A 20,969-nucleotide genomic window follows, 5' to 3' on the forward strand; every position below is an offset into this window, starting at 1 on the left:
TTAGGCGATGTCAGACAGTCCCAGACTGCTATTGCTGTTTGACCGGAGAATCCCCGTACCTTCAGGTCGGGGAGTATGTCAAAATCATTCTCAGATGCTGTTAATGGATATTGATTGTGAATTCATCTAGCGATCGCCATCTTGGTCTTTTTTCTCTGGCTGCTCTACTGATTTCCGCTCATTATGGTTTGGGTTTTGTCCTGGGAACGGCGGAAAAAGCCCTCACTTTGGGAGCAGCAGGGAGTTTATATCCCTTATGTATTGCCCTGGGAACCTTCGCACTGTTAGGCTTGGCTCAGTTCTATTGGCAACAAGTCGATCAGATTTGGACTGTTTTAGGCGATCGCTACGGTTCTTTCGTCAAAACCTTGATTGCTCTGATGTCTTGGTTATCCTTAATTGGCATCGATGCCGTCCAAATTATTGCCGGTGCATTTATTCTCAAAGTTTTATCCCTGCCCATCTTGCCCAGTATGGTAGGTTTAGCGCTTATTTTTCTCTTAATTTCCTTACTTCCTATCGAGAAAGCTGGAGTCATTTTTAAAGCCCTATTAGTCTTCAATATTGGCTCGTTAATTTATGCTTTGTTGACCTTGCACGGATTACCCGAATATGCATCAATTCCCAGTCAATTTATTCCCTCCTTAACTCAAGTCGGTTGGGGAGAAGTGGTAGGCGTTTCTCTCTCCACAGTCAGCTTGGTGATGATTGATATGAAATATCAACAGTATATTGTGCAAGCTAAAACAATTCCCATGTTATATGGAGGGAGTTTATTAGCCGCCTTGGGATTTATGGTTTTGGCTTTTTTACCTACAGCCTTAGTTTTAGCCGCCCAAAGAAGTGACCTTTTACCGATACATGTCACTGGAAAAGAAGTGATTCCCTATATTTTAGTGACCATAGGCGGTGGCAAAGATCATCTTTTAGGCTTTTTATTCCTTCTCTCTTTAGTCGTTCCAGCGTTAGGAATCGGAAGTAGTATTCTGCGGATTCAAACCAAAACTATTTTAGATTTAGGTTGGTTTCCAGTTTCTCCCCTGAGTCGGTGGCTAATTGCCTTCTTCAATGCCAGTTTGGCGTTAACCATTGCTCTAAAAGGGGGCGAAATTGTCACATTAATTGCGTCGTTTTATGCGGCATATGTTTCGGCAATTTGGATTCCGTTCATTGCTTACTTATTAACCCATTTTCAAGTTTATTCCTTCTCGAAACTGTCCGTACAATTATGTTTGGGAATTGGCAGCTTATCAGCGATGGTGATATTGATAATTACCCTATTTTTCCCCCAGATAGCCTTATGGGATAGTGCCGAGCTGACGATTTTAGTCATGGGTGCAGGCTTTGCGATTTTAGGGTTATTCTTCGGGGAAGCGATCGCCCTCTGGATTCCAGCTCCAGAAGTGGAAGAGGAAGTTTAACCTTATCCCTGACCATAGCGTGAATTGCTATATATGCAACTACCTATTGCCTAATTCCCTATTCCCCATCCCCCATTCCCTACTGTCATGATTCCCATCCGCGATACTCAACCCATTACCAGAACTCCAGTCATCTGTTATGGGTTAATCAGCTTGACTATAATGGTATTTTTTGCCGAAATTCATTTAGATTTTACCGGAGAATTATCTGATTGGGTGGGCTATTGGGGCATGATTCCAGGAGAAATTACTCGATTGTGGCAACAGGCAATCAGCAGCGATAATCCGGCAGTATGGGTTGCATTTCTCTGGCGATGTTTCGCCATTTTACCGGCGCTATTTCTGCATTACAGCTATGCCCAAATTCTGGGAAATTTAATCTTTTTATACGTGTTTGGAAAACGGCTTGAAAGCCAACTGGGGCGCTTACCTTTTCTGGGGTTTTATCTGATTGGCGGTATCGTAGCAGGTGTAATCCGTATTTTCCTCGATCCGGAAGTTGCTTTACCGATCGTTGGTGCCAATGGCGCGATCGCCGCGCTCCTAGGCGCGTATGTCATCGGGTTTCCCAAGGCTAAAATTGAAACTCTACTTCCCTTGCTGATTATCTTTATCCCAATTCAACTCCCAGCCGCTTTTTATCTATTTTGGTGGTTTGTGCAGCAATTTTCCTACGCTATCGGCTCCTTGAATCTCCACGCTAATCCGCTTACACCTGGGTATGTTCTGCAACAAATACTGGCTATGGGGTGGGGAATGGCGATCGCCTCTTTACACCGCAAAGCGCTGTAAAGGGTAAACGATCCATTCCCTATTAGCGACTCCCTATTCAAACTAAACCAATATCGACGGGAATAATTGCTGGAATAAGTTCCTCTGGTGTCACACCATTAATAATTCCCAACACTTGATTGGTTTGGGTGATGGTGACAATTGTGGTATTGTTCAAAACCTCTAACGTTACGTCCACAAAAGTTAATCCTCCTGTGAGACCAATAAAGTCTAACCCTACTTGGAAATCTGCCACAATATCGGCTAACGAAATATTATTGGCTGCCGATCCAGTTCGGAGGACAAAAACATCAATTCCATCTCCACCATAGAGGAAATCTTGACCGAGATCTCCACTAAGGGTATCGTCTCCTTGATTTCCATCAAGGGTGTCTTCTTCTTGTCCTCCAAAGAGGATATCATTACCCGCTCCACCAGAGAGAATGTCTCGATTCTGGTTTCCGAGGAGGGAGTCGTTATCTCGGTCACCGAATAAAACATCATTGTTACGATCTCCATTTAAGGTATCGTTCTGTTGTCCTCCATAAAGGACATCATTCTGTTGTCCCCCATGTATCCAGTCCGCTTCTGTCTCCCCGTACAGAGTATCGTTATCTTGGTTGCCGAGGAGATAATCACTACCGCGATCGCCCGATACAATATCATTACCGCGATCGCCACTGACGAAATCGCTATCTTGACCCCCATAGGCCCAATCATCTTGTTGGCCGGCGAAAATGGTATCCTGTCCTGTGCCACCAAACATGAAGTCCCGACCCAGGTTACCGTACAGGGTATCATTACCGCGATCGCCTGATACCACATCCCGACCCCGATCTCCATACATAGAATCCTGATGTTGTCCACCCCAGATCCAATCATCCTGTTGTCCAGCATAGATGGTATCGTTTTCCGTACCGCCAAATATAAAATCGCCACCCAGATTACCATATAGCGTATCGGAACCGCGATCGCCTGATACCACATCCTGACCGCGATCTCCAAACATGGAGTCCTGATGTTGTCCTCCAAACATTAGATCGGTCTGTTGTCCCCCATGCATGGTATCGTTACCGCGATCGCCAAACATAATGTCATAACAGAGGTTGCCCATGAGGGAATCGTTGCCATCATCGCCTGAGAGGGTATCATCGTGGCGATCTCCAAATACCGTATCTTCTTCCTGGCCACCGAACACCACATCATCTCCTTGGCCTGCATGAATAACATCCCGCTGGCGGTGACCATAGATCCAATCTCGGTGCATTCCTCCCATCAGGGAATCATTACCTAAATTCCCATGCACCGTATCATTGCCTAAGTCTCCAAAGACTGTATCTGGGTGTTGGCCGCCAAATAGGATATCCCAACCCCGACCGCCGTGAATTGTATCACTATTAATACCGCCAAATACAATATCCTGGTTGAAATGGCCCATCAGGGAATCAAATCCCTCTTCACCAAACACCCAATCATTATCACGATCGCCTATAGCTGTATCATTTCCAAATCCCCCCAACAGCCAATCATTTTGTTGGCCGCCAAACTGAATATCATCACCCGGGCCGCCAAAGACCGTATCATTATCTTGGTCGCCAAGAAGAAGATCGGTTCCTTCCTGACCGAGAAGAATATCATGGTATCTACCACCATAAGCAGTATCATTACCATTTCCGGCAAAAACCGTATCATTACTTTGATAAGCCAGGATCAAGTCATAGCCACCATTGCCAAAGATCTGGTTATTGTCATGATCCCCTTGCAACAGTTCCGCCTGCTCGCTTCCAAAAAAGTCCCGTTCTACTATATTGAAATTAACCCGCGCTTCTGAAGGGGCATAAAACTCCGGATTCGGATCGAGACAATCCAGATGGGAACCAATCCCTAAAATTGCACTCCAGTCAAATCCCAAAAACGATAGTGTTGAAGGAGTTTCATTCACTTGAGAGACGGTTGGGGTCTGATCTGACGGTGAGATAGCAGGAACCATAGGTGCACCTGTATTGGGTTGGGGAGTCACGACCGGTGTTTGTCCCACCACTGGTAAGGTGACGACTCCAGGAACCCCGCTCACATTCCCCGTTTCATCGGTTGCAATAAATGTAAATGTTGCATTCCCTGTAAAATTAGGATTCGGAACAAATGTCAATTGACTCGCCTGCCCTGGAGTCAGCAGTTGTCCCGCTACTACAGGTTCTCCATTGAGGAATAACGTTCCCTGTTCTGGAGTCGGTGGATCTTGAATCGTAAAGAATGAAACTATCCCATCCGGATCTGAACCGGTCAGAGTCGGCACAGATGCGGGTTCGCTACTGCCTTGGGTGATGGGTTCGCTAGTCGCTGGATTAGCTACAGGAGGAGTTGTAGGAGTTGCCCCGATAATGGGGATGGTGACGGTAGCGGGTGAACTCTCATTACCATCATCATCAATCGCAGTGAATGTAAATTCAGCATCTCCAGTGTAGTTAGGATTGGGGTCAAATACCAGTTGCGCCGCTTGTTCTGGGGTAAAGGTATCACCTGGCTGAACCGGTTCTCCTCTGTACAATAGAGTTCCTTGCTCTGGCGGAATAGTAGTGTTGACTCTGAGGAAGGACAACTCTCCATCTGGGTCATTGCCGAGGAGGCTGGTGACTGGACTCGGAGTATTATTAGGAACAGGATTATTCGGATTAGAGGTGGCGATCGGTGGAAGTCCATCGGTTGCTGCTTGAATGGGTAAAGTCACCGTCGCTGGAGTCGGGTCTGTATTTCCCTGAGTATCCGTCACCGTGTACTCAAACGTCGCATCTCCCGTAAACCCAGAAGTCGGGTCAAAAATCAACTGTCCAGCTTGCTCTGGGGTAAACGTTTGCCCGGGTTGTACCGGCTCACCATTATAGAACAACGTCCCTTCTTCTGGACTTGGCAAAGTGGTAACTGTAAAGAAAGATATATCACCATCCGGATCAGTCCCGATCAAGGTCGGAACCGGACTCGGCTCATCATTGGGACGTACTGGGCCACTCCTATCTATTGCCTCTGGTGGGTTAGTCGTTGTTGGAGCCGTCAAAGGCAGGGTAACCATTGCTGGCGTGGGGTCAGTATTACCCGTCTCATCAGTCACCGTATAGTTGAAAGTCGCATCCCCAGTGAAGTTGGGGTTGGGATCAAATACCAGGTGTCCTGCTTGCTCTGGAGTAAAGGTATCGCCAGGTTGAACCGGTTCCCCATTATAAAACAGAGTCCCCTGCTCTGGAGTTGGCACACTGGTTACCGTAAAGAAGGAAACATCATTATCCGGGTCAGTTGCCGTCAAAGTAGGAACCGGACTCGGCTCATTATTCGGACGAACCGGCCCATTTTTATCTTGTGCTTCTGGCGGGTTAGTCGTTGTTGGAGCTGTCAGAGGCAGGGTAACTGTCGCTGGCGTGGGGTCAGTATTACCTGTCTCATCAGTCACTGTGTAATTAAACGTAACATCCCCAGTAAAATTAGGGTTGGGGTCAAATACCAATTGCCCTGCTTGTTCTGGAGTAAACGTTTGTCCCGCTTGTACCGGTTCTCCGTTGTAGAAAAGCGTTCCCTGACTCGCCGGAGGAATGGTGGTTACCGTGAAAAAGGAAATATCATTATCCGGGTCAGTACCCGTTAAGGTAGGAACCGGACTGGGTTCGTCATTGGGACGGGGGTCTGCCGTTTTATTTTGTGCCTCTGGTGGGTTAGTCGTTGTTGGTGCGACTAAAGGTAGAGTTACTATCGCTGGAGTTTGATCGGTATTACCTGCTTCATCTGTAGCGGTATATTCAAATGTAGCATCTCCCGAAAAGCTAGGATTGGGGTCAAACACCAACTGACCCGCCTGTTCTGGAGTAAACTTTTGTCCAGCTTGTACCGGAACCCCATTATACAAGAGTGTTCCTTGAGACGGGGGTGGCAACGTCGTGACCGTGTAGAAAGACACGTCATCATCCGGATCAGTTGCTGTCAGAGTCGGCACTGGACTCGGTTCATCATTCGGACGGGTTTCTCCAGTTTTATTTTGTGCCTCTGGTGGAGAATTGGTTACTGGGGCTTCTACCGGTAACGTCACCATTGCTGGCGTTGTGTCCGTATTACCCTGGCTATCTGTAGCAGTGTAGTTAAATGTGGCATTCCCAGTGAATGTCGGGTTGGGGTTAAACACCAACCGACTGGCTTGTTCAGGAGTCAGAACTTGATTTTGAGAAACAGGATTTCCATCAAGCAAGAGAGTTCCTTGCTCTGATGGAGGTAGAGTTGTGATTGTAAAAGAGACAATCTCATCTCCATCCGGATCAGTTGCCGTCAGAGTAGGAACCGGAGCAGGCTCATCATTAGGAATTGTTTCAGACAGCTTATCTTGCGTATCTGGTGGGTTATTTGTACTACCGACTGGGGTGGTTACCGTGGCTTGGTCGTCTTCATTGTCTATATTATTACCCGGAGTTGAGTCAGGGTCGGTTTGGTCTGAGGCACTCACTTGGGCGGTGTTACTCAGGGATGTAGCTCCGGCATTGACTGTGGCGACGATTTCTAGGGTGGCGTTGGCGCTATTGTTGACTGTTCCTACATCCCAGATTCCACTGCCATTGTTGTAGGTTCCTTGGCTGGGGGTGCTGCTGACGAAGGTGAGTCCGGCTGGCAGTTGTTCGCTCACTTCTACTCCGGTGGCGTTGGCTGGACCTGTGTTGGAGAGGGTGAGGGTGTAGGTTAGTGTGTCGCCGACGTTGGGACTTGTGTTGCTGATGCTCTTGAGCAGGTCTAGGTCGGCTTGTGTACTGCCGACTGAGGTGGTTACCGTGGCTTGGTCGTCTTCACTGTCTATATTATTACCTGGAGTTGAGTCAGGGTCGGTTTGGTCTGAGGCACTCACTTGGGCGGTGTTACTCAGGGATGTAGCTCCGGCATTGACTGTGGCGACGATTTCTAGGGTGGCGTTGGCGCTATTGTTGACTGTTCCTACATCCCAGATTCCACTGCCATTGTTGTAGGTTCCTTGGCTGGGGGTGCTGCTGACGAAGGTGAGTCCGGCTGGCAGTTGTTCGCTCACTTCTACTCCGGTGGCGTTGGCTGGACCTGTGTTGGAGAGGGTGAGGGTGTAGGTTAGTGTGTCGCCGACGTTGGGACTTGTGTTGCTGATGCTCTTGAGCAGGTCTAGGTCGGCATCAGTAGCATTAGCTACGGTTGTCTCATCTATAGGGCTATCATTGCCTGTTGACGTGTCTTCGATACCAGGAACTTCAACTTCATTGCTAATGACAGTTCCAGTTGTTGTTCCTGGATCGATGGTTCCAGTAGCCAGTATGGTGATTGTATCTTGCGGCCCTAGAGCGAGTTGAACCACTAAGTCGTTGGTGTTACTTCCAGTTGCACCACTGACGATATTACTATCACCTGGTGTATTATTATCGGTAATGGTTGCTGTCCAACTGATGCTGCTGGTAACAAACTGACTGGGAAGGGTGTCTTGAACGATCATGCCAATGATGCGGTCTAATGGCTCATCATTGGTGACTGAGATGGTATAGGTAATGGGGCTACCAGCCGCAACGTTATTGAGATTGTCTGTTTTTTCGATGGTTAAATCAGCTTGAGATTCTAGAGTGGGTAGGGTTCCAAAATCTGCGGCAGCAAAGTTTAAAGCTCCCCTATCTAGGGTGGGTATGATTCCTCCACTGACATTGGGATAATCGAGGATGACTAATCGATCGCCACTACTAGCATATAGGTTACCATCATTCCCAAATCCTAAAGAGCCAGTCCGAGTATTGCTAAGACTCGCTTCTCCAATTCGTGTTGCGGTTAGAGTCCCTGCTGAAACATCTACTGTATAGAGTTCAAATGGATCGCCAGTATTTCCAGTGGTAGTAATGAAGAGGGTATTACCAGTAGGATCGTTCGGATCGAATGCTATATCTCCACCATTTGCAGGTAATCCTGAAATTAATCCTTCGCTAGTTGCCGTACCTGTATTGGGATCGATGGAAAATAATTCGTTCGATCCATTACTCAAACCATATATGGTGCCGTTGTCGGCTTGGGCTAATTTAAAAAACTGAATACCACTGGGGACGGCTGCACCTACTGTTCCAACTGTAGTAGGATTTCCTGTTAATGGATCCCAGAAACCGACTCGGGCACCTGGTCCTGTTGTTCGTTCTACATAGTAAATTCGTCCGGTTGTGCTTTGTCGAGCGATCGCAAAGCTATCAAAGCCGATGGTTCCGACTTTAGTCGAGGTTCCATCTTCAATGTCAACAATATAGAGTTGTGTGAATGGATCGCTGGCATTAATGGGTAGATCCCGACCTACTGCATAGAAAGGGTTGGCGACGATGATTCCTAGGGTGTGGGGGTAGGTCGAGATCGCCCCTTTCTCTAGTGCTAATTCTGAGTGTATCTCTCCTGTACGATAGGCTAAATCCCAGGTTCCACCGAAAGCTACACTGCCGGTTAAGGTGGTGGAAGCGGCGATCGCCCTTTGGGTTAACTGACTGAGTTGCTCTACAAAGAACTCACCGATCGCATTTCCCGCAACTCGACAACCGTAGAGTAATATTTCTGCTGTTTTACTCAGTAAATGTGACCAGTTTTGTAGGGTTTTGCTATAACAGGCTAAGGTCTCTAGACTGAGTTGGGTTGAACCGAGCTGTAACTGTCCCCAGTTTCCATGAGAAATTAAGTGTAGCGATCCAATGGAGTTTTCCTGATGGGCAACCAAATAGTCGTTAATTTGCTCAATTCCATCTCGATCTTTTTCCAAGATCACAACAGCTACATCTGACTTGATCCCTTTAACTAGACTGGCATAATCTTCAACCTGGGGATCGATAAACGCAATCTGTTTTGTAAACGCAGCAATATTGAATAAGTTAGACATGGTCATGGTAGATGTAAGCTGAGTAACCTGGAGTAGAATATGTGAATCGATTTGATCTGAGCTAATGAATTAATGTTAACCATTTTTTTAGAGTCCGATCTATAGATTCTGTAGATGCATTTCTCTATCATAAAAAGCTTGTTTTTTAGCAAGCCTTAGTGGTGAGAGCCTCTATTATTTAATATTTAAGCCTAGCTCATTACTCAAATCAAGAATTGGTTTATTTGATTTTGATATTTGACTCTAATTAGATAAAATCCAATATTTATCACTCTTTTTAATTCAAAGAGATTCTTTACACCCTGAACAAGTATATTATACATCTAAGCAAAAATATTTGGCAATTGATGAGGAGCGAAATATTAGAATATCAATGATTAGTGCTTTTGCGGACAAATAGATCGCTGACCCAAACAAAAAACACCAGTATACTCCGATCTCCCTCAAACTAGGTTACGATAATGTAAACTTTTTTTGTAAGCTTGATGCTATTACCTTTGAAAATTCTACCTGCTTAAGGTCTTATGCAATGCGAATTCTAATTTATTCTTATAACTATGCTCCAGAACCTATTGGAATTGCTCCATTGATGACTGAGTTGGCCGAAGGTCTAGCCAAGCGAGGGCATCAGGTGCGGGTGGTGACAGGAATGCCGAACTATCCCGAACGGCAAGTTTATGAGGGGTATCGCGGTAAAATTTATTTAACAGAAGTAAAAAACAAGGTTACGATTCAGCGTAGTTATGTTTACATAAAGGGGCCAAAACCGGGATTATTAGATCGTCTCTTGCTGGATGGCAGTTTTATTTTTAGTAGTGTCGTTCAAGCCTATCGAGGATGGAAACCAGATATCGTTTTTGCAACTATTCCCCCTTTACCGATCGCGGTTCCTGTGAGTATTTTTTCGGCTTCTCGACGCTCTCCAGTGGTACTTAATTTACAAGATATCGTCTCAGAAGCGGCGGTACGAGTCGGCTTACTCAAGCGTGAGTCTGTATTATTTAAAATGGCAGAAAGTTTGGAGACTCTCGCCTATTCTACCTCGAAACAAATTAGCGTTATTGCTGAAGGATTTCGAGACAAATTATTGTCGCAAGGAATTAGCGATCGCAAAATCACCTGTATTCCCAACTGGGTAGACGTAAACTTTATTCGTCCCCTACCTCAAGAACCCAATCCATTTCGCAGCGAACATCAACTTAAGGGTAAGTTTATCATTCTCTATGCCGGTAATATAGCCCTTACCCAAGGTCTAAGTACCGTCATTCAAGCCGCTGCCCAACTCCAACACTTGGAAGTGATTCAATTTGTGATTGTGGGAGAACAAAAAGCCTTGGGCGCTCTGCAAACGGAATGCGATCGCCTAAAAGCCACCAATGTTACGCTCCTCCCCTTCCAACCCCGTGAAACCTTGCCCCAAATGTATGCGGCTGCCAACATCGGATTAGTTGTCCAAAAACAGCGCGTCACCACCTTTAACCTGCCCTCCAAAATTCCCTTAATTTTATCAAGTGGTCGAGCCATTCTTGCCTCTGTCCCTAATGATGGAACCGCCGCTAAAGCCGTTCGTGAGAGTGGAGGCGGAGTCGTGGTTGCCCCAGAAGACAGTACAGCCTTAGCCGATCAAATTGCCAAGCTGTACCATAATCCCACAGAAGTTGAACGGCTAGGAAAACAGGGGCGAGACTATGCCCTGGAAAACTTTTCCCTTGAACAAGCTCTTAATCGCTATGAAACCCTATTTGAGGAGGTAATGGGTAATAGGGAATAGGGAATGGGTAATAGGTAATCTCCGCGTCTCCCTGTCCCCCCGTCCCCATTCCCGACTGCCCACTGCCCAGATCTTCAGTTAAGATGAAGATTCTTGAGATCGCTAGAACTTGTCCTAAATTTTTAATTTTGTTTGCATGTCCAACTTTGGCCAAACCCCTCTTTCTCCTACCTCAATTCCCTCTTCAGCTCTCTCTAGTCCTCTATCCATAGAGAGTACTCAGCATATGGCCCTAACCATAGCTGAAGCGGCCGATGACCGTAAGGGGGGAGATATCCTGATCCTCAAAGTCGATGAAGTCTCCTATTTAGCCGATTTCTTTATATTGGTCACCGGATTTTCCACCGTGCAAGTGCGGGCGATCGCCAGGGCGATCGAAGATAGTGTAGAAGAGAACTTCCAGCGCTTTCCCCTCAGAACCGAGGGAAAAGCTGAAGGAAGCTGGATTTTGCAAGACTTTGGAGAAGTCATTGTCCATATTTTTCTCCCCGAAGAGAGACAATTTTATAACCTCGATGCCTTCTGGAGTCATGCAGAAGCGATCGAATTTAAACCCAAGGACTCATAGAGAACACAAAGCCCTATGACAGAAAACAATACCTGGGCCTGTCCTGTCCCGGATGAGCAACAACCTCTCAACGAATTTCGATCACTAAAAGAATCAGGATTTTTTCGTTGGGGAACCCTAAACCCTCATCAGTATTGGTTGAAGGCGATCTGGATTTGGGGATTAAGCTGGGTCATTACCGGTCCAGTAGCTGCGGCAAGTTTCCCAGTCAGCAAAGACCCCTTTCACTTTACCCTCTGTGCCAGTGCTGGAGCGAGTCTGATTCTCATATTGCTCCTGGTGCGCTTATACTTAGGATGGAAATATATTGGCGATCGCCTCAACAGCCCCACCGTCTCCTACGAAGAATCCGGCTGGTATGATGGTCAAATCTGGGAAAAATCCCCAGAGATCCTAACCAAAGACCAACTGATTGTTACCTACCAAGTCAAACCCATCCTCAAACGCCTTCATTGGACATTTGCGGCACTAGGAACACTACTCGGAGCTGAAGCCATTAGTTGGATTTGTTTCTAATCATTCCTGATTTTCTATTCATCTTATTCATAAACTCATGACCAGGGGAAAACGTACCGCCACCTTACAAGTTAGTCTTCTCCGGGAAGGCATTACTGAATCAACCCACTGCACCCAAGCTGTTGTTTGCGACGACAAAGGGCGAGTCCTTTCTGCGGCTGGAGATCCAGAAACTGCCACCTTCATTCGGTCTGCCCTCAAACCCTTTCAAGCCTCAGCCGTAACCACCAGTGGCACCCTAGAACGCTACGATCTGAGCGATCGCGATTTAGCCATCATTTGCAGTTCCCATCAAGGTACAACAGCTCAAGCCAGACAAGTCTTTAACATTCTCTGGCGTTGCGAAATTGAACCCACAGCCCTCCAATGTCCCATTCCCTCTGGCGCTCAAAGCGCCCTCCAACACAATTGCTCGGGCAAACATGCCGGCATGTTAGCCGTTTGTCAGCAACGCCATTGGATGAAAGAAAACTATTTACGCCGCAATCATCCCGTTCAACAACTCATTTTATCCAGAGTCGCCGAACTGCTCAGACTTCCTCCCGATGAACTCATCGGTGTCCATGATGACTGTGGCGCACCCACCTACTACATGCAACTGGGACAAATGGCCACCTTATACGCTCAGTTAGCCTCTGGCGATCATCTAGACTTAGAGCGAGTCGTACGAGCCATGACCCACTATCCTGAATTTGTTGCAGGGGAAGAGAAGTTTGACACCGAATTAATGCGAGTCACTCAAGGGGAACTGGTCAGTAAGTCTGGAGCCGAAGGCATCCAATGTATTAGTCGCATTGGCGAAAGGGTCGGTTTAGCCATTAAAGTTACCGACGGTAGTAAACGGGCCAAATATGCCGCTGCCATTCACGCCCTTAAAGAATTAGGCTGGATTAGCCCCATGGCTGCCGATACCCTCGGAGAGCAGTTCGCAACCCTTGGAGACTATAAACGACTAGAGGTGAGCGGCGAATTATCCCTAATTTAGAAAAATTTGGAAAAAAGGTTGCATAATTTAAATCGCCGATCTATACTAGATAAAGCGACGCGGGGTAGAGCAGTCTGGTAGCTCGTCGGGCTCATAACCCGAAGGTCAGTGGTTCAAATCCGCTCCCCGCCACCAAATTCAAAACCCTACTTCAGAAACCCTACTCGCTCGTTAGTAGGGTTTCTTGTTTTGAGTATAACCTCCTAATTTATGGTACGGTAAAAGAGTTGTCAAATTCCCCTTAAGGAGAAGCCATGACCCGCGCCATTATGGAAACAGAAAAAGGGACAATCAACTTGGAATTATTCGACCAAGATGCCCCCAATACAGTCAAAAACTTTGTTGAATTATCCAATAAGGGATTTTATGATGGACTGACATTCCATCGGGTTATTGATAACTTTATGATTCAAGGAGGCTGTCCCTTGGGAACTGGAACGGGCGGCCCGGGCTACAAAATTAAATGCGAAATTAATGACAATAAGCATTTAGCCGGAACCTTATCCATGGCTCATGCAGGACCAGATACAGGAGGCAGTCAGTTTTTTATTTGCCATTCTCCCCAACCCCATTTAGATGGTGTCCATACCACCTTTGGCCAAACCGAAAATATGGATATCGTTAATGCCATTCGTAAAGGCGATAAGATTATTTCAGTGAAAATTGAAGAGTAATCGAGTTTTTCCTTAGCTTGTACGAGGATAGGGAGATAAGGACATAGCAAAAGTGTTTTTTTTCATTGCCCACTCCCTATTTTCTATACTCTCACTTCTGATCAATCTAGAATTTCGATCGCTCTTAAAATTGCTTCTGGGGTAGCTGGAGAGGCTAACTTAACCTGCTGGGTATCCCCAAAAGCGGCTATAGCCTCCCGGATGGCTTCGCGTACCGAAATAGCTAACATAAATGGTGGCTCTCCCACTGCTTTTGAGCCATAGATTACGCCCTGTTGTTTGGCTTTTTCCAGTAAGCTGATGTGGAAATTTTCGGGAATATCGGCAACGGTGGGAATTTTATAAGTACTTGGAGAGTAAGTACAGATTTTACCTCTATTATCCCATACCAACTCTTCCATTGTCAACCATCCCATTCCCTGGACAAACCCCCCTTCAATTTGTCCGCGATCGACCAATGGATGGAGCGAATTTCCCACATCATGAACAATATCCACTTGTCGCAGCTCAAACGTACCCGTAAAGCGATCTACTTGCACTTCACTAACGGCTGCGCCATAGGCATAATAATGGAAAGGACGACCTTTGCCCTTTTGCGGATTCCAAGAAATATTGGGCGTACGATAATAGCCAGTTGCTGATAAACTAATCCGCTCTAAATACGCTTGACCAATCACTTCATCAAAGCCCACTTTCAAGTTAGGATTCGTGGCAGAATAAATCCAATCGTCAGCAAAAACCAAATCTTCTGGAGCATAAAGATCAAGTAACTTAGCCGCTACAGGGGCTAATCTTTCCTTGAGCGTTTCGCAAGCATTTTTAATCGCTTGTCCATTTAAGTCAGAACCACTAGAAGCAGCCGTTGCCGAAGTATTGGGCACTTTATCCGTGCTAGTCGGCATGACTCGAAAACGGTCGATGTTTACGCCCAGACATTTTGCTGCCACTTGCAGCATTTTACTGTGTAATCCTTGGCCCATTTCCGTGCCACCATGGTTGAGTTGAATACTGCCATCGAGATAAATTAAAATCAATGCACCCGCTTGATTATATTCACTTTTAGTAAAGGAAATTCCGAACTTAACTGGCGTAATGGCTAATCCCCGTTTTTCATACGCATGACTTTGGTTAAACTCCCTCACTTGAGCCATTCTTTGCTCAAGCTGGGATTCTTGTTTTAATTGACTCCAAATCTGGTGCAGGCGATTCTCAAATAATTCTTGTCCATAGTGAGTCGTATTAGTTTCTCCCGTTCCATGGTAGAAATTTTTTTCGCGGATTTCTAGAGGAGTAGATTTTAGAAAACGACTGATGCGATCGATAACATCTTCAATAATCACCATAGCTTGCGGTCCGCCAAATCCCCGAAAAGCTGTATTTGAAACGGTATGGGTTTTAGCCACATTTCCTCGCACTTCTAAATGGGGAATATAATAGCAATTATCGATATGAAAAAGAGCGCGTCCCATAATTGGAAGAGATAAATCTAAACTCCATCCCCCATGGGAATATAAATCAACATCTAGAGCGGAAATTTTGCCCTCTAAATTAAAGCCTACGCGATATTTTCCTAAGAAACCATGACGTTTGCCAGTCACGATCATATCATGGTTGCGTTTGAGACGAACGCGCACCGATTGACCTGTTTTCTGAGCAGCAAGTGCAGCAATCGCTGCGATAGGATTAGATTGACTTTCTTTCCCTCCAAATGCACCTCCCATGCGTAAACAAGTGACCACCACTTGAGAGCGGGGAATCCCTAAAACTCGTGCCACCATAATTTGGGTTTCTGTGGGATGTTGGGTAGAGGAATAAACTTGATAATTACCTTCAGCATCAGGGGTTACCCAACTGACATGGGTTTCCAAATAAAAGTGATCTTGTCCGCCAATTTCCAGTTCTCCTTCTAGGGTATATTCGGCTTTTTCTAAGGCTAAATGAGAATTACCGCGTTGAATAATTTGGGGTTCTCCTTGGAAACTGTTGGCTTCAATAGCCTGTTGTATCGTTAAAATTGGCTCTAGGGGAGTATAGTCAATGGTAACTTGTTTGGCTCCGTCTCGTGCAGCAGCCTCCGTTTCTGCGACTATCCAAATGATGGGTTGACTGTGGTAATAAATTTCATTAGTAGGTAGGAGGATTTCATCTAAACTAACAATGCCAGTATTGTTGATACCGGTAATATCTTCAGGGGTAATTACAGTGACAACTCCAGGGAATTGTTGGGCAAGGGAATAGTCAATCTGATTAATTTTTGCCCTAGCATGGGAGGAGAGAACAGGATATAAATGTAGAAGATCTATGGTAGGGCGCAGGTCATCCGTGTACGTGGCGGTTCCGGTAACGTGATGGGGTGCGCTTTCATGGGTTGTGTGTTTGTTGAATTTCATGATTGATAATTTTTAATTAGACATTAATAAAGAAATTATGCTAGTCTGACCGGGACTGATGACAGCATGATATTGATGAAAAAATGGATAACCAGTATACAAAGATTACTGAATATTACGATCGCAATTTTTATCTGTTTCAAAGGGCTGGCTTCTCTGAAGTCGGGTTACCTCTTCCCGATCCTTCTGTTAAGTTGAGTCAGGCAGAAGAAGCAGTTATTATCCCAATGCAAATGGTACTTTAATTGTCAGTTTTATAGCAAATAGCGTGGGTGAATCTTTTATTCACCCATCTGGTGGAAAAATTTCTCGAAGAGATTGGCAACTAGGAGTTGACGATATTCGCTGCTGGCGCGGAGGTCGGTTAGGGGGCTAAATGTTTGTTGTAAGATGGGTTTAATGTCTCGGATAGTGTCTAAGTGCCACGGTTTGCCGATGAGCATTTCCTCAACTTGCGTAGCACGGATGGGGATGGGAGCAACTCCTCCATAGGCGAGTCTGGTTTGAATAATGTGGTGATTTTCGTCTAAGTCTATGGTAAAGGCTGCGGCAACGATGCTAATATCATCGGTTCCTCGTTTGCCGACTTTATAGGATTGACTGAGGCGGCGAATAGCTTTAGGCGGTAGGATTCTGGGAATGGAGATGGAGCGGATAATTTCTCCCGCTTGTAGGGCAGTTTGGCGATAGTTTTGAAAAAAGTTGCATAAAGAGAGAGTTCTTTCACCTTGCGGACTGGTGAGGCTGACGGTTGCGTCGAGAGAGAGGAGGACAGGGGAAAGATCGCCAATAGGTGAGGCTGTGCCTAAGTTACCTCCGATGGTAGCGCGGTTGCGGATTTGGCGGGCGGCAAACCAGGAGAGCATGGTGTCGAGACTAGGAAAGATGCCTTGAAGATGGGTTTGAATGTGGGAGAGGGGAAGAGCTGCACCTATTTCGACGCTTTCGGGGGTGATGTAGAGGGTTTGCAGTTCGGGAATGGCTTCGAGGGAGATGAGTAGAGGAAAGTGTTGGGTATGGTGACTGAGGTGGAGTCCGATGTCGGTTGCTCCAGCGATGAGAGTAGCGTTGGGGTGTTGCTGGAGGAGCTGGAGGAGTTGGTTGAGGTTGATGGGACGATGGAAGCGATCGCCCTCTTCTCCATACTCGCACTCTGTTATTCTGGTAGAGGCTTGTTCTAGTTTTTGCGTAAAGCGATCTTGAATACGGGTAGCTCCAGTGACTTTTTGAGCGGCGCGACGGATGGGCAGATAGCCGGTACAGCGACAAAGATTTCCCTCAATGCAGACATCATTCACTGTTCCCTGGTAATAAGCACAAAACATGCTCATAATAAATCCTGGAGTGCAATAGCCACATTGAGAACCACCCGTCTCTACCATAGCTTGTTGCACCGGATGCAGAGTATCCCCAGCAATACCCTCTACAGTAATAATTTCGCGCCCAATGACTGCACCCAAAGGAACGATGCAACTATTCATGGCTTGATAGTAGGGTTTTCTATCCTGATTTTGAGCAATAATGGCGACAGTGCAAGCCCCACAGTCCCCATCACCACAGCCTTCTTTGGTTCCCACAAATCCACTTTGGCGCAGATATTCCAATAGGGTGGAATTGGGAGAGGTATCTTTGAGAAAGAGGGTTTTATTATTAACAATCAGGTAGGGTTGAGTCATGAGTCATGAGTAAATCAGTAATCAGTCATTGTAACCTCCTAAGAATTAGGTCAATGTTCTGATTCCTTGAAGAAAAACTTGAAAACTGCGGGATGTATTATCAGTCAGAGATAGATAAGGGGCAATTTTTTTGGCATGAGTCCCTGGATAATACTCGGAGACTAATTGCCGCAGTTCCTGTTTAGCAGAATTCAATTGGTCGGGATTACGGAACTTTTTTTGAGCTTGTCGTCTACTGAGGCTATTGGATGTTAGATTATAGGCTTTTTCCACCGCAGCTAAATCTCCTAGGAACCAAGATTCTAGTTCATGACAAATGATGCGAACCATTATATCAGGTTTACCGGCTGTGTTGCATATATCCAACAAGTTGGACTTAAGTTTTTTACAATCGTGGGAGTCCTGGTCATGGACAATAATAAATTGTGTCGTTGGGCTGAATTGAAACGCTTTAATTTTAGTGGAAATAGATTTGGCTAAATCTTGCTTGCCTTGGTGAGCAATACATTTATAGGTTATGTGTTGTCGGAATATTTTAGGTAATATCAATTCTAAAATATCTTTAATCGAAGGTTCTTCGAGTAAAAAAATCAGGTCATAGCTCATTAGGGCGCGGCTCCTTCAAACCAGCCTTGATTCCATAGGTATCCGGGGAAGTCTCCGGCTGCAAATAAGTTTCTGAGAATTTCATTATCCTGTGCTTTATATATTTGAGTCATGCCTTCTGCTTTACTAAGCCAAAAGATATTTTTTAAGGGAACTGCATTGAGAAAGTCAGGAGAATGGGTAGAAACAAAGACTTGTCCCCCTCTATGGGCATAGCTGGCGAATTCTTCAGCCAATTCTCTTAATAATGTAGGATAAAGCTGATTTTCGGGTTCTTCAACACAGAGTAAGGGGTGAGGTTTAGGATCGAAGAGGAGAATAAGATAGGCAAACATTTTCATGGTACCATCAGAAACATAGCGATCGATGAAGGGGTCTTTGAAGGCTCGATCTTGAAATTTCAGGATTAATCGGCCGTCTTCGGTTTCTTTGGCTTCAACTTGGGAAATTCCGGGAACTCTTTCTTTCATTTTGGTCAGTATGGTCTCAAAAATATCGGGATGATTTTGATGGATATATTGGGCCACACTGGCCGTGTTATCGCCTGTAGCGGAAAGGTGTTCAGCATACAGGGCATCTTTGCTGCCTCTGGCTTCATTAATATGAAAGTCAGAAACATGCCAATTTTCAATCAGGGAACGGAAAGCACTGGCAGCTTTAAAGCGTTGAAATTGTCCCAGTCCTTTAATGGCTAAAATGTCATTGGATTCTAGTTGTTGTTCTTCCCTTTGCAGTTGTTCATCAGGTTGGCTAAAGTCTTCTTCATTGGTGATGGCATACCCTTTGCCTTGCTGAAAGTCTAGAAAATGAAAGGGTTTGCCATGTTCTCCTCGTTTATAGCGGAGAACTTCTCGTTTGATGACTGGCCGTTTTTTCTCTTCTCCAATGATGAGGATATAGGTGACCAGTCGCTCGGTATCTACAATTTTAATGCGAAATTGAAGTTCTATGGTGATGTCTTGTTGTTCTTGACCTCTGGTGACTACTTCTCTATAACCTCCTCGGATTTGGAGGGCTTGCCGGATATTATTCTTAAGGGCATCTCGGAGAAATCCAAAAATATCGAAGAGCGTTGATTTACCGGTTCCATTTGCACCAATAATCACGCAAAAGTTGGGGATATTTTTGAATTCTATATTTTGAAAGACACGATAGTTTTTAATTTTTAGGGAAACAATTCTCATGGGAATGGGGTTGAAATCATATCAGGCACGATATTCGATCGCCACAAGAGCGCTGTTTTCCTCACCTAACGATTCTCGCTGAATTTCTTGCAGCCCGATGTTCTGAAAGTGTACTAATTCTGACAGAGAAAGGGGCCAAGGGGGGCCATCCGGTTCGGCTTCTGTTGCTCGAATTTGGGTGATGACCAAAAGTGTACCGTCTGGAGCGACTAAATTGGCGATCGCCTCCATGGTTCGTACTCTCATGGCTAAAGGTAAGGCTTGAATGGTATACGTCTCGATCGCCACATCAAAACCCTGATGCCAATTTTCAGGGGGTGCGAAGAGATCAGCCACTTGATAGGTTACCTTGGATTGGGGAAATCGCTGCTTGCACCAGGCGATCGCTGTTTCTGAAACATCAAACGCGGTTACCGTAAATCCCTGAGCAGCTAAGGCTTCGGCATCGTCGCCTAAACCACAACCCACCACAAGAGCTGTTTTTCCAGTTTCTTCTCTGGGATATTTTTGTAACCAACTTGCCAGCAAGGGATGGGGTTGTAATTTAGCCCAGGGAATCTTGCCTTCCTCCTGGTTAGCAGATTCATACAGGGTTTCAAACCAGGCATAGGGGGTATTATTTTCGATGGCACGATCTACCATTTCTTTAAGTCGCTGACGATCCTCCATAAGTTTAGGGGAGTTTAGTGGCACTAAAAAATCTGGCTCTACCTTCAACGGGAACACCAGGAGTCGGTTCAAAGGGAGGGCGACCTAGGGACACGCTATAATTGGACGATTCGGTTATACTCGCTTGCCAACCATAGGATGAAAATAGGGCTATGGGGTCATCAAAGCCAGATTTAAAGTATCCTCGATAGGGTGCATAATCAACCCCAGCTTTTCCGAGCATATCGCAACCCAAGATACTTGCAGGAGCGCTTAAGTCAGATAAGGTCTGGAGCAGTTGATGCACTTCTGCTTCTGTCAGATACATTAGCAGTCCTTCCATAATCCAAACCGTGGGATTTTCGGGTTGATATCCTTGCTCTAATAATAGGGCTTTCCAGGGTTGGGTGAGGTCGGCGGCGATCGCCTGGCGGTTAATCTGAGGTTCGATATACTGAAAATAGCTCTGCTTTGCCTCAATGACTTCAGCTTGATCGAGTTCATAGAGGGTTGTCTTATCTGGCAAAGGAAGACGAAAGGCACGCGCATCCATTCCTGCACCGAGGATAACAATTTGAGTTAGGGGAGGGACATAAGAGGCGATCAGATCGTCGAGAAACCGAGCGCGGACGGCGACATATTGATGATCGATCAGTTGTAGTTGTTCGTCTTTGAATGCGATCGCTTCTGGGGTGACAAACTGTTGGGCATAGGGATCGTCAAAGAGGCGATCTGGGCGATCGCTTTCTGCCGCTCGAATAGCAGCCATTACTCGTGCAGTAAAAGGAACAAAAGGAGTTCCTTTATTAGATTCAGAAGTCATTAATCGATCGCTCCACTACGGTACTGGATTTAGGGGAGTTTTCATCGTAGCTGAGG

General features: G+C 45.8%; 15 protein-coding genes and 1 tRNA gene. 9 read left to right on the plus strand and 7 right to left on the minus strand.

Annotation, left to right across the window (positions count from 1 at the left end; translation table 11 throughout):
- Positions 1 to 116: 116 nt before the first annotated feature.
- Both AC3A14_RS15035 and AC3A14_RS15040 read left to right on the plus strand, forming a co-directional pair.
- Positions 117 to 1,421, plus strand: coding sequence for a hypothetical protein (locus AC3A14_RS15035; RefSeq protein ID WP_318735885.1), 1,305 nt, complete (start codon positions 117 to 119; stop codon positions 1,419 to 1,421).
- A gap of 87 nt (positions 1,422 to 1,508) precedes the next feature.
- Positions 1,509 to 2,213, plus strand: coding sequence for a rhomboid family intramembrane serine protease (locus tag AC3A14_RS15040; protein WP_318735883.1), 705 nt, complete (start codon positions 1,509 to 1,511; stop codon positions 2,211 to 2,213).
- Between the two features lie 37 nt (positions 2,214 to 2,250).
- On the opposite strand, the gene AC3A14_RS15045 is transcribed toward AC3A14_RS15040, so the two are convergent.
- Positions 2,251 to 9,072, minus strand: coding sequence for a DUF4347 domain-containing protein (locus tag AC3A14_RS15045; protein ID WP_487779047.1), 6,822 nt, complete (start codon positions 9,070 to 9,072; stop codon positions 2,251 to 2,253).
- A 529-nt stretch (positions 9,073 to 9,601) separates the two neighbouring features.
- On the opposite strand from AC3A14_RS15045, the gene AC3A14_RS15050 reads away from it, so the two are divergent.
- The 6 genes from AC3A14_RS15050 to AC3A14_RS15075 all read left to right on the plus strand — a co-directional run bounded on the left by AC3A14_RS15050 (position 9,602) and on the right by AC3A14_RS15075 (position 13,586).
- A complete protein-coding gene (locus AC3A14_RS15050) occupies positions 9,602 to 10,843 on the plus strand; it encodes a glycosyltransferase family 4 protein (protein ID WP_318733771.1) in 1,242 nt (413 codons plus the stop codon).
- Between the two features lie 136 nt (positions 10,844 to 10,979).
- Complete coding sequence (gene rsfS, locus AC3A14_RS15055; RefSeq protein WP_318736696.1) at positions 10,980 to 11,411, plus strand: ribosome silencing factor; 432 nt, start codon at positions 10,980 to 10,982, stop codon at positions 11,409 to 11,411.
- Between the two features lie 15 nt (positions 11,412 to 11,426).
- Positions 11,427 to 11,927, plus strand: coding sequence for a CGLD27 family protein (locus tag AC3A14_RS15060; RefSeq protein WP_318733768.1), 501 nt, complete (start codon positions 11,427 to 11,429; stop codon positions 11,925 to 11,927).
- 37 nt (positions 11,928 to 11,964) lie between these two features.
- On the plus strand, positions 11,965 to 12,912 hold the full coding sequence (locus tag AC3A14_RS15065) for an asparaginase (protein ID WP_318733766.1): 948 nt from the start codon (positions 11,965 to 11,967) through the stop codon (positions 12,910 to 12,912).
- A 58-nt stretch (positions 12,913 to 12,970) separates the two neighbouring features.
- A tRNA-Met gene (locus AC3A14_RS15070) sits at positions 12,971 to 13,047 on the plus strand.
- A gap of 119 nt (positions 13,048 to 13,166) precedes the next feature.
- Complete coding sequence (locus AC3A14_RS15075) at positions 13,167 to 13,586, plus strand: peptidylprolyl isomerase (RefSeq protein WP_318733764.1); 420 nt, start codon at positions 13,167 to 13,169, stop codon at positions 13,584 to 13,586.
- Positions 13,587 to 13,687: 101 nt separating this feature from the next.
- Here AC3A14_RS15075 and xdhB read toward each other — a convergent pair whose 3' ends face one another.
- A complete protein-coding gene (xdhB, locus tag AC3A14_RS15080; protein ID WP_318733762.1) occupies positions 13,688 to 15,976 on the minus strand; it encodes a xanthine dehydrogenase molybdopterin binding subunit in 2,289 nt (762 codons plus the stop codon).
- 83 nt (positions 15,977 to 16,059) lie between these two features.
- On the opposite strand from xdhB, the gene AC3A14_RS15085 reads away from it, so the two are divergent.
- Positions 16,060 to 16,221: a hypothetical protein gene (locus AC3A14_RS15085; protein ID WP_318733760.1), complete on the plus strand. Its 162-nt coding sequence runs from the start codon at positions 16,060 to 16,062 to the stop codon at positions 16,219 to 16,221.
- A gap of 36 nt (positions 16,222 to 16,257) precedes the next feature.
- On the opposite strand, the gene xdhA is transcribed toward AC3A14_RS15085, so the two are convergent.
- The 5 genes from xdhA to AC3A14_RS15110 are packed head-to-tail and all read right to left on the minus strand — an operon-like array spanning position 16,258 to position 20,913.
- The gene (gene xdhA / locus AC3A14_RS15090) at positions 16,258 to 17,652 is read right to left on the minus strand and encodes a xanthine dehydrogenase small subunit (protein ID WP_318733758.1); all 1,395 of its coding nucleotides are present in this window, start codon (positions 17,650 to 17,652) and stop codon (positions 16,258 to 16,260) included.
- Between the two features lie 45 nt (positions 17,653 to 17,697).
- The gene (locus AC3A14_RS15095; RefSeq protein ID WP_318733756.1) at positions 17,698 to 18,258 is read right to left on the minus strand and encodes a DUF4276 family protein; all 561 of its coding nucleotides are present in this window, start codon (positions 18,256 to 18,258) and stop codon (positions 17,698 to 17,700) included.
- The gene (locus AC3A14_RS15100; RefSeq protein ID WP_318733754.1) at positions 18,258 to 19,442 is read right to left on the minus strand and encodes an AAA family ATPase; all 1,185 of its coding nucleotides are present in this window, start codon (positions 19,440 to 19,442) and stop codon (positions 18,258 to 18,260) included. The genes AC3A14_RS15095 and AC3A14_RS15100 overlap by 1 nt, the downstream gene beginning before the upstream one ends.
- Positions 19,443 to 19,463: 21 nt before the next feature.
- Positions 19,464 to 20,111, minus strand: coding sequence for a class I SAM-dependent methyltransferase (locus AC3A14_RS15105; protein WP_318733752.1), 648 nt, complete (start codon positions 20,109 to 20,111; stop codon positions 19,464 to 19,466).
- Between the two features lie 4 nt (positions 20,112 to 20,115).
- A complete protein-coding gene (locus AC3A14_RS15110; protein WP_318733750.1) occupies positions 20,116 to 20,913 on the minus strand; it encodes an SAM-dependent methyltransferase in 798 nt (265 codons plus the stop codon).
- Positions 20,914 to 20,969: the final 56 nt, after the last annotated feature.

This window comes from Roseofilum sp., from assembly GCF_982964205.1.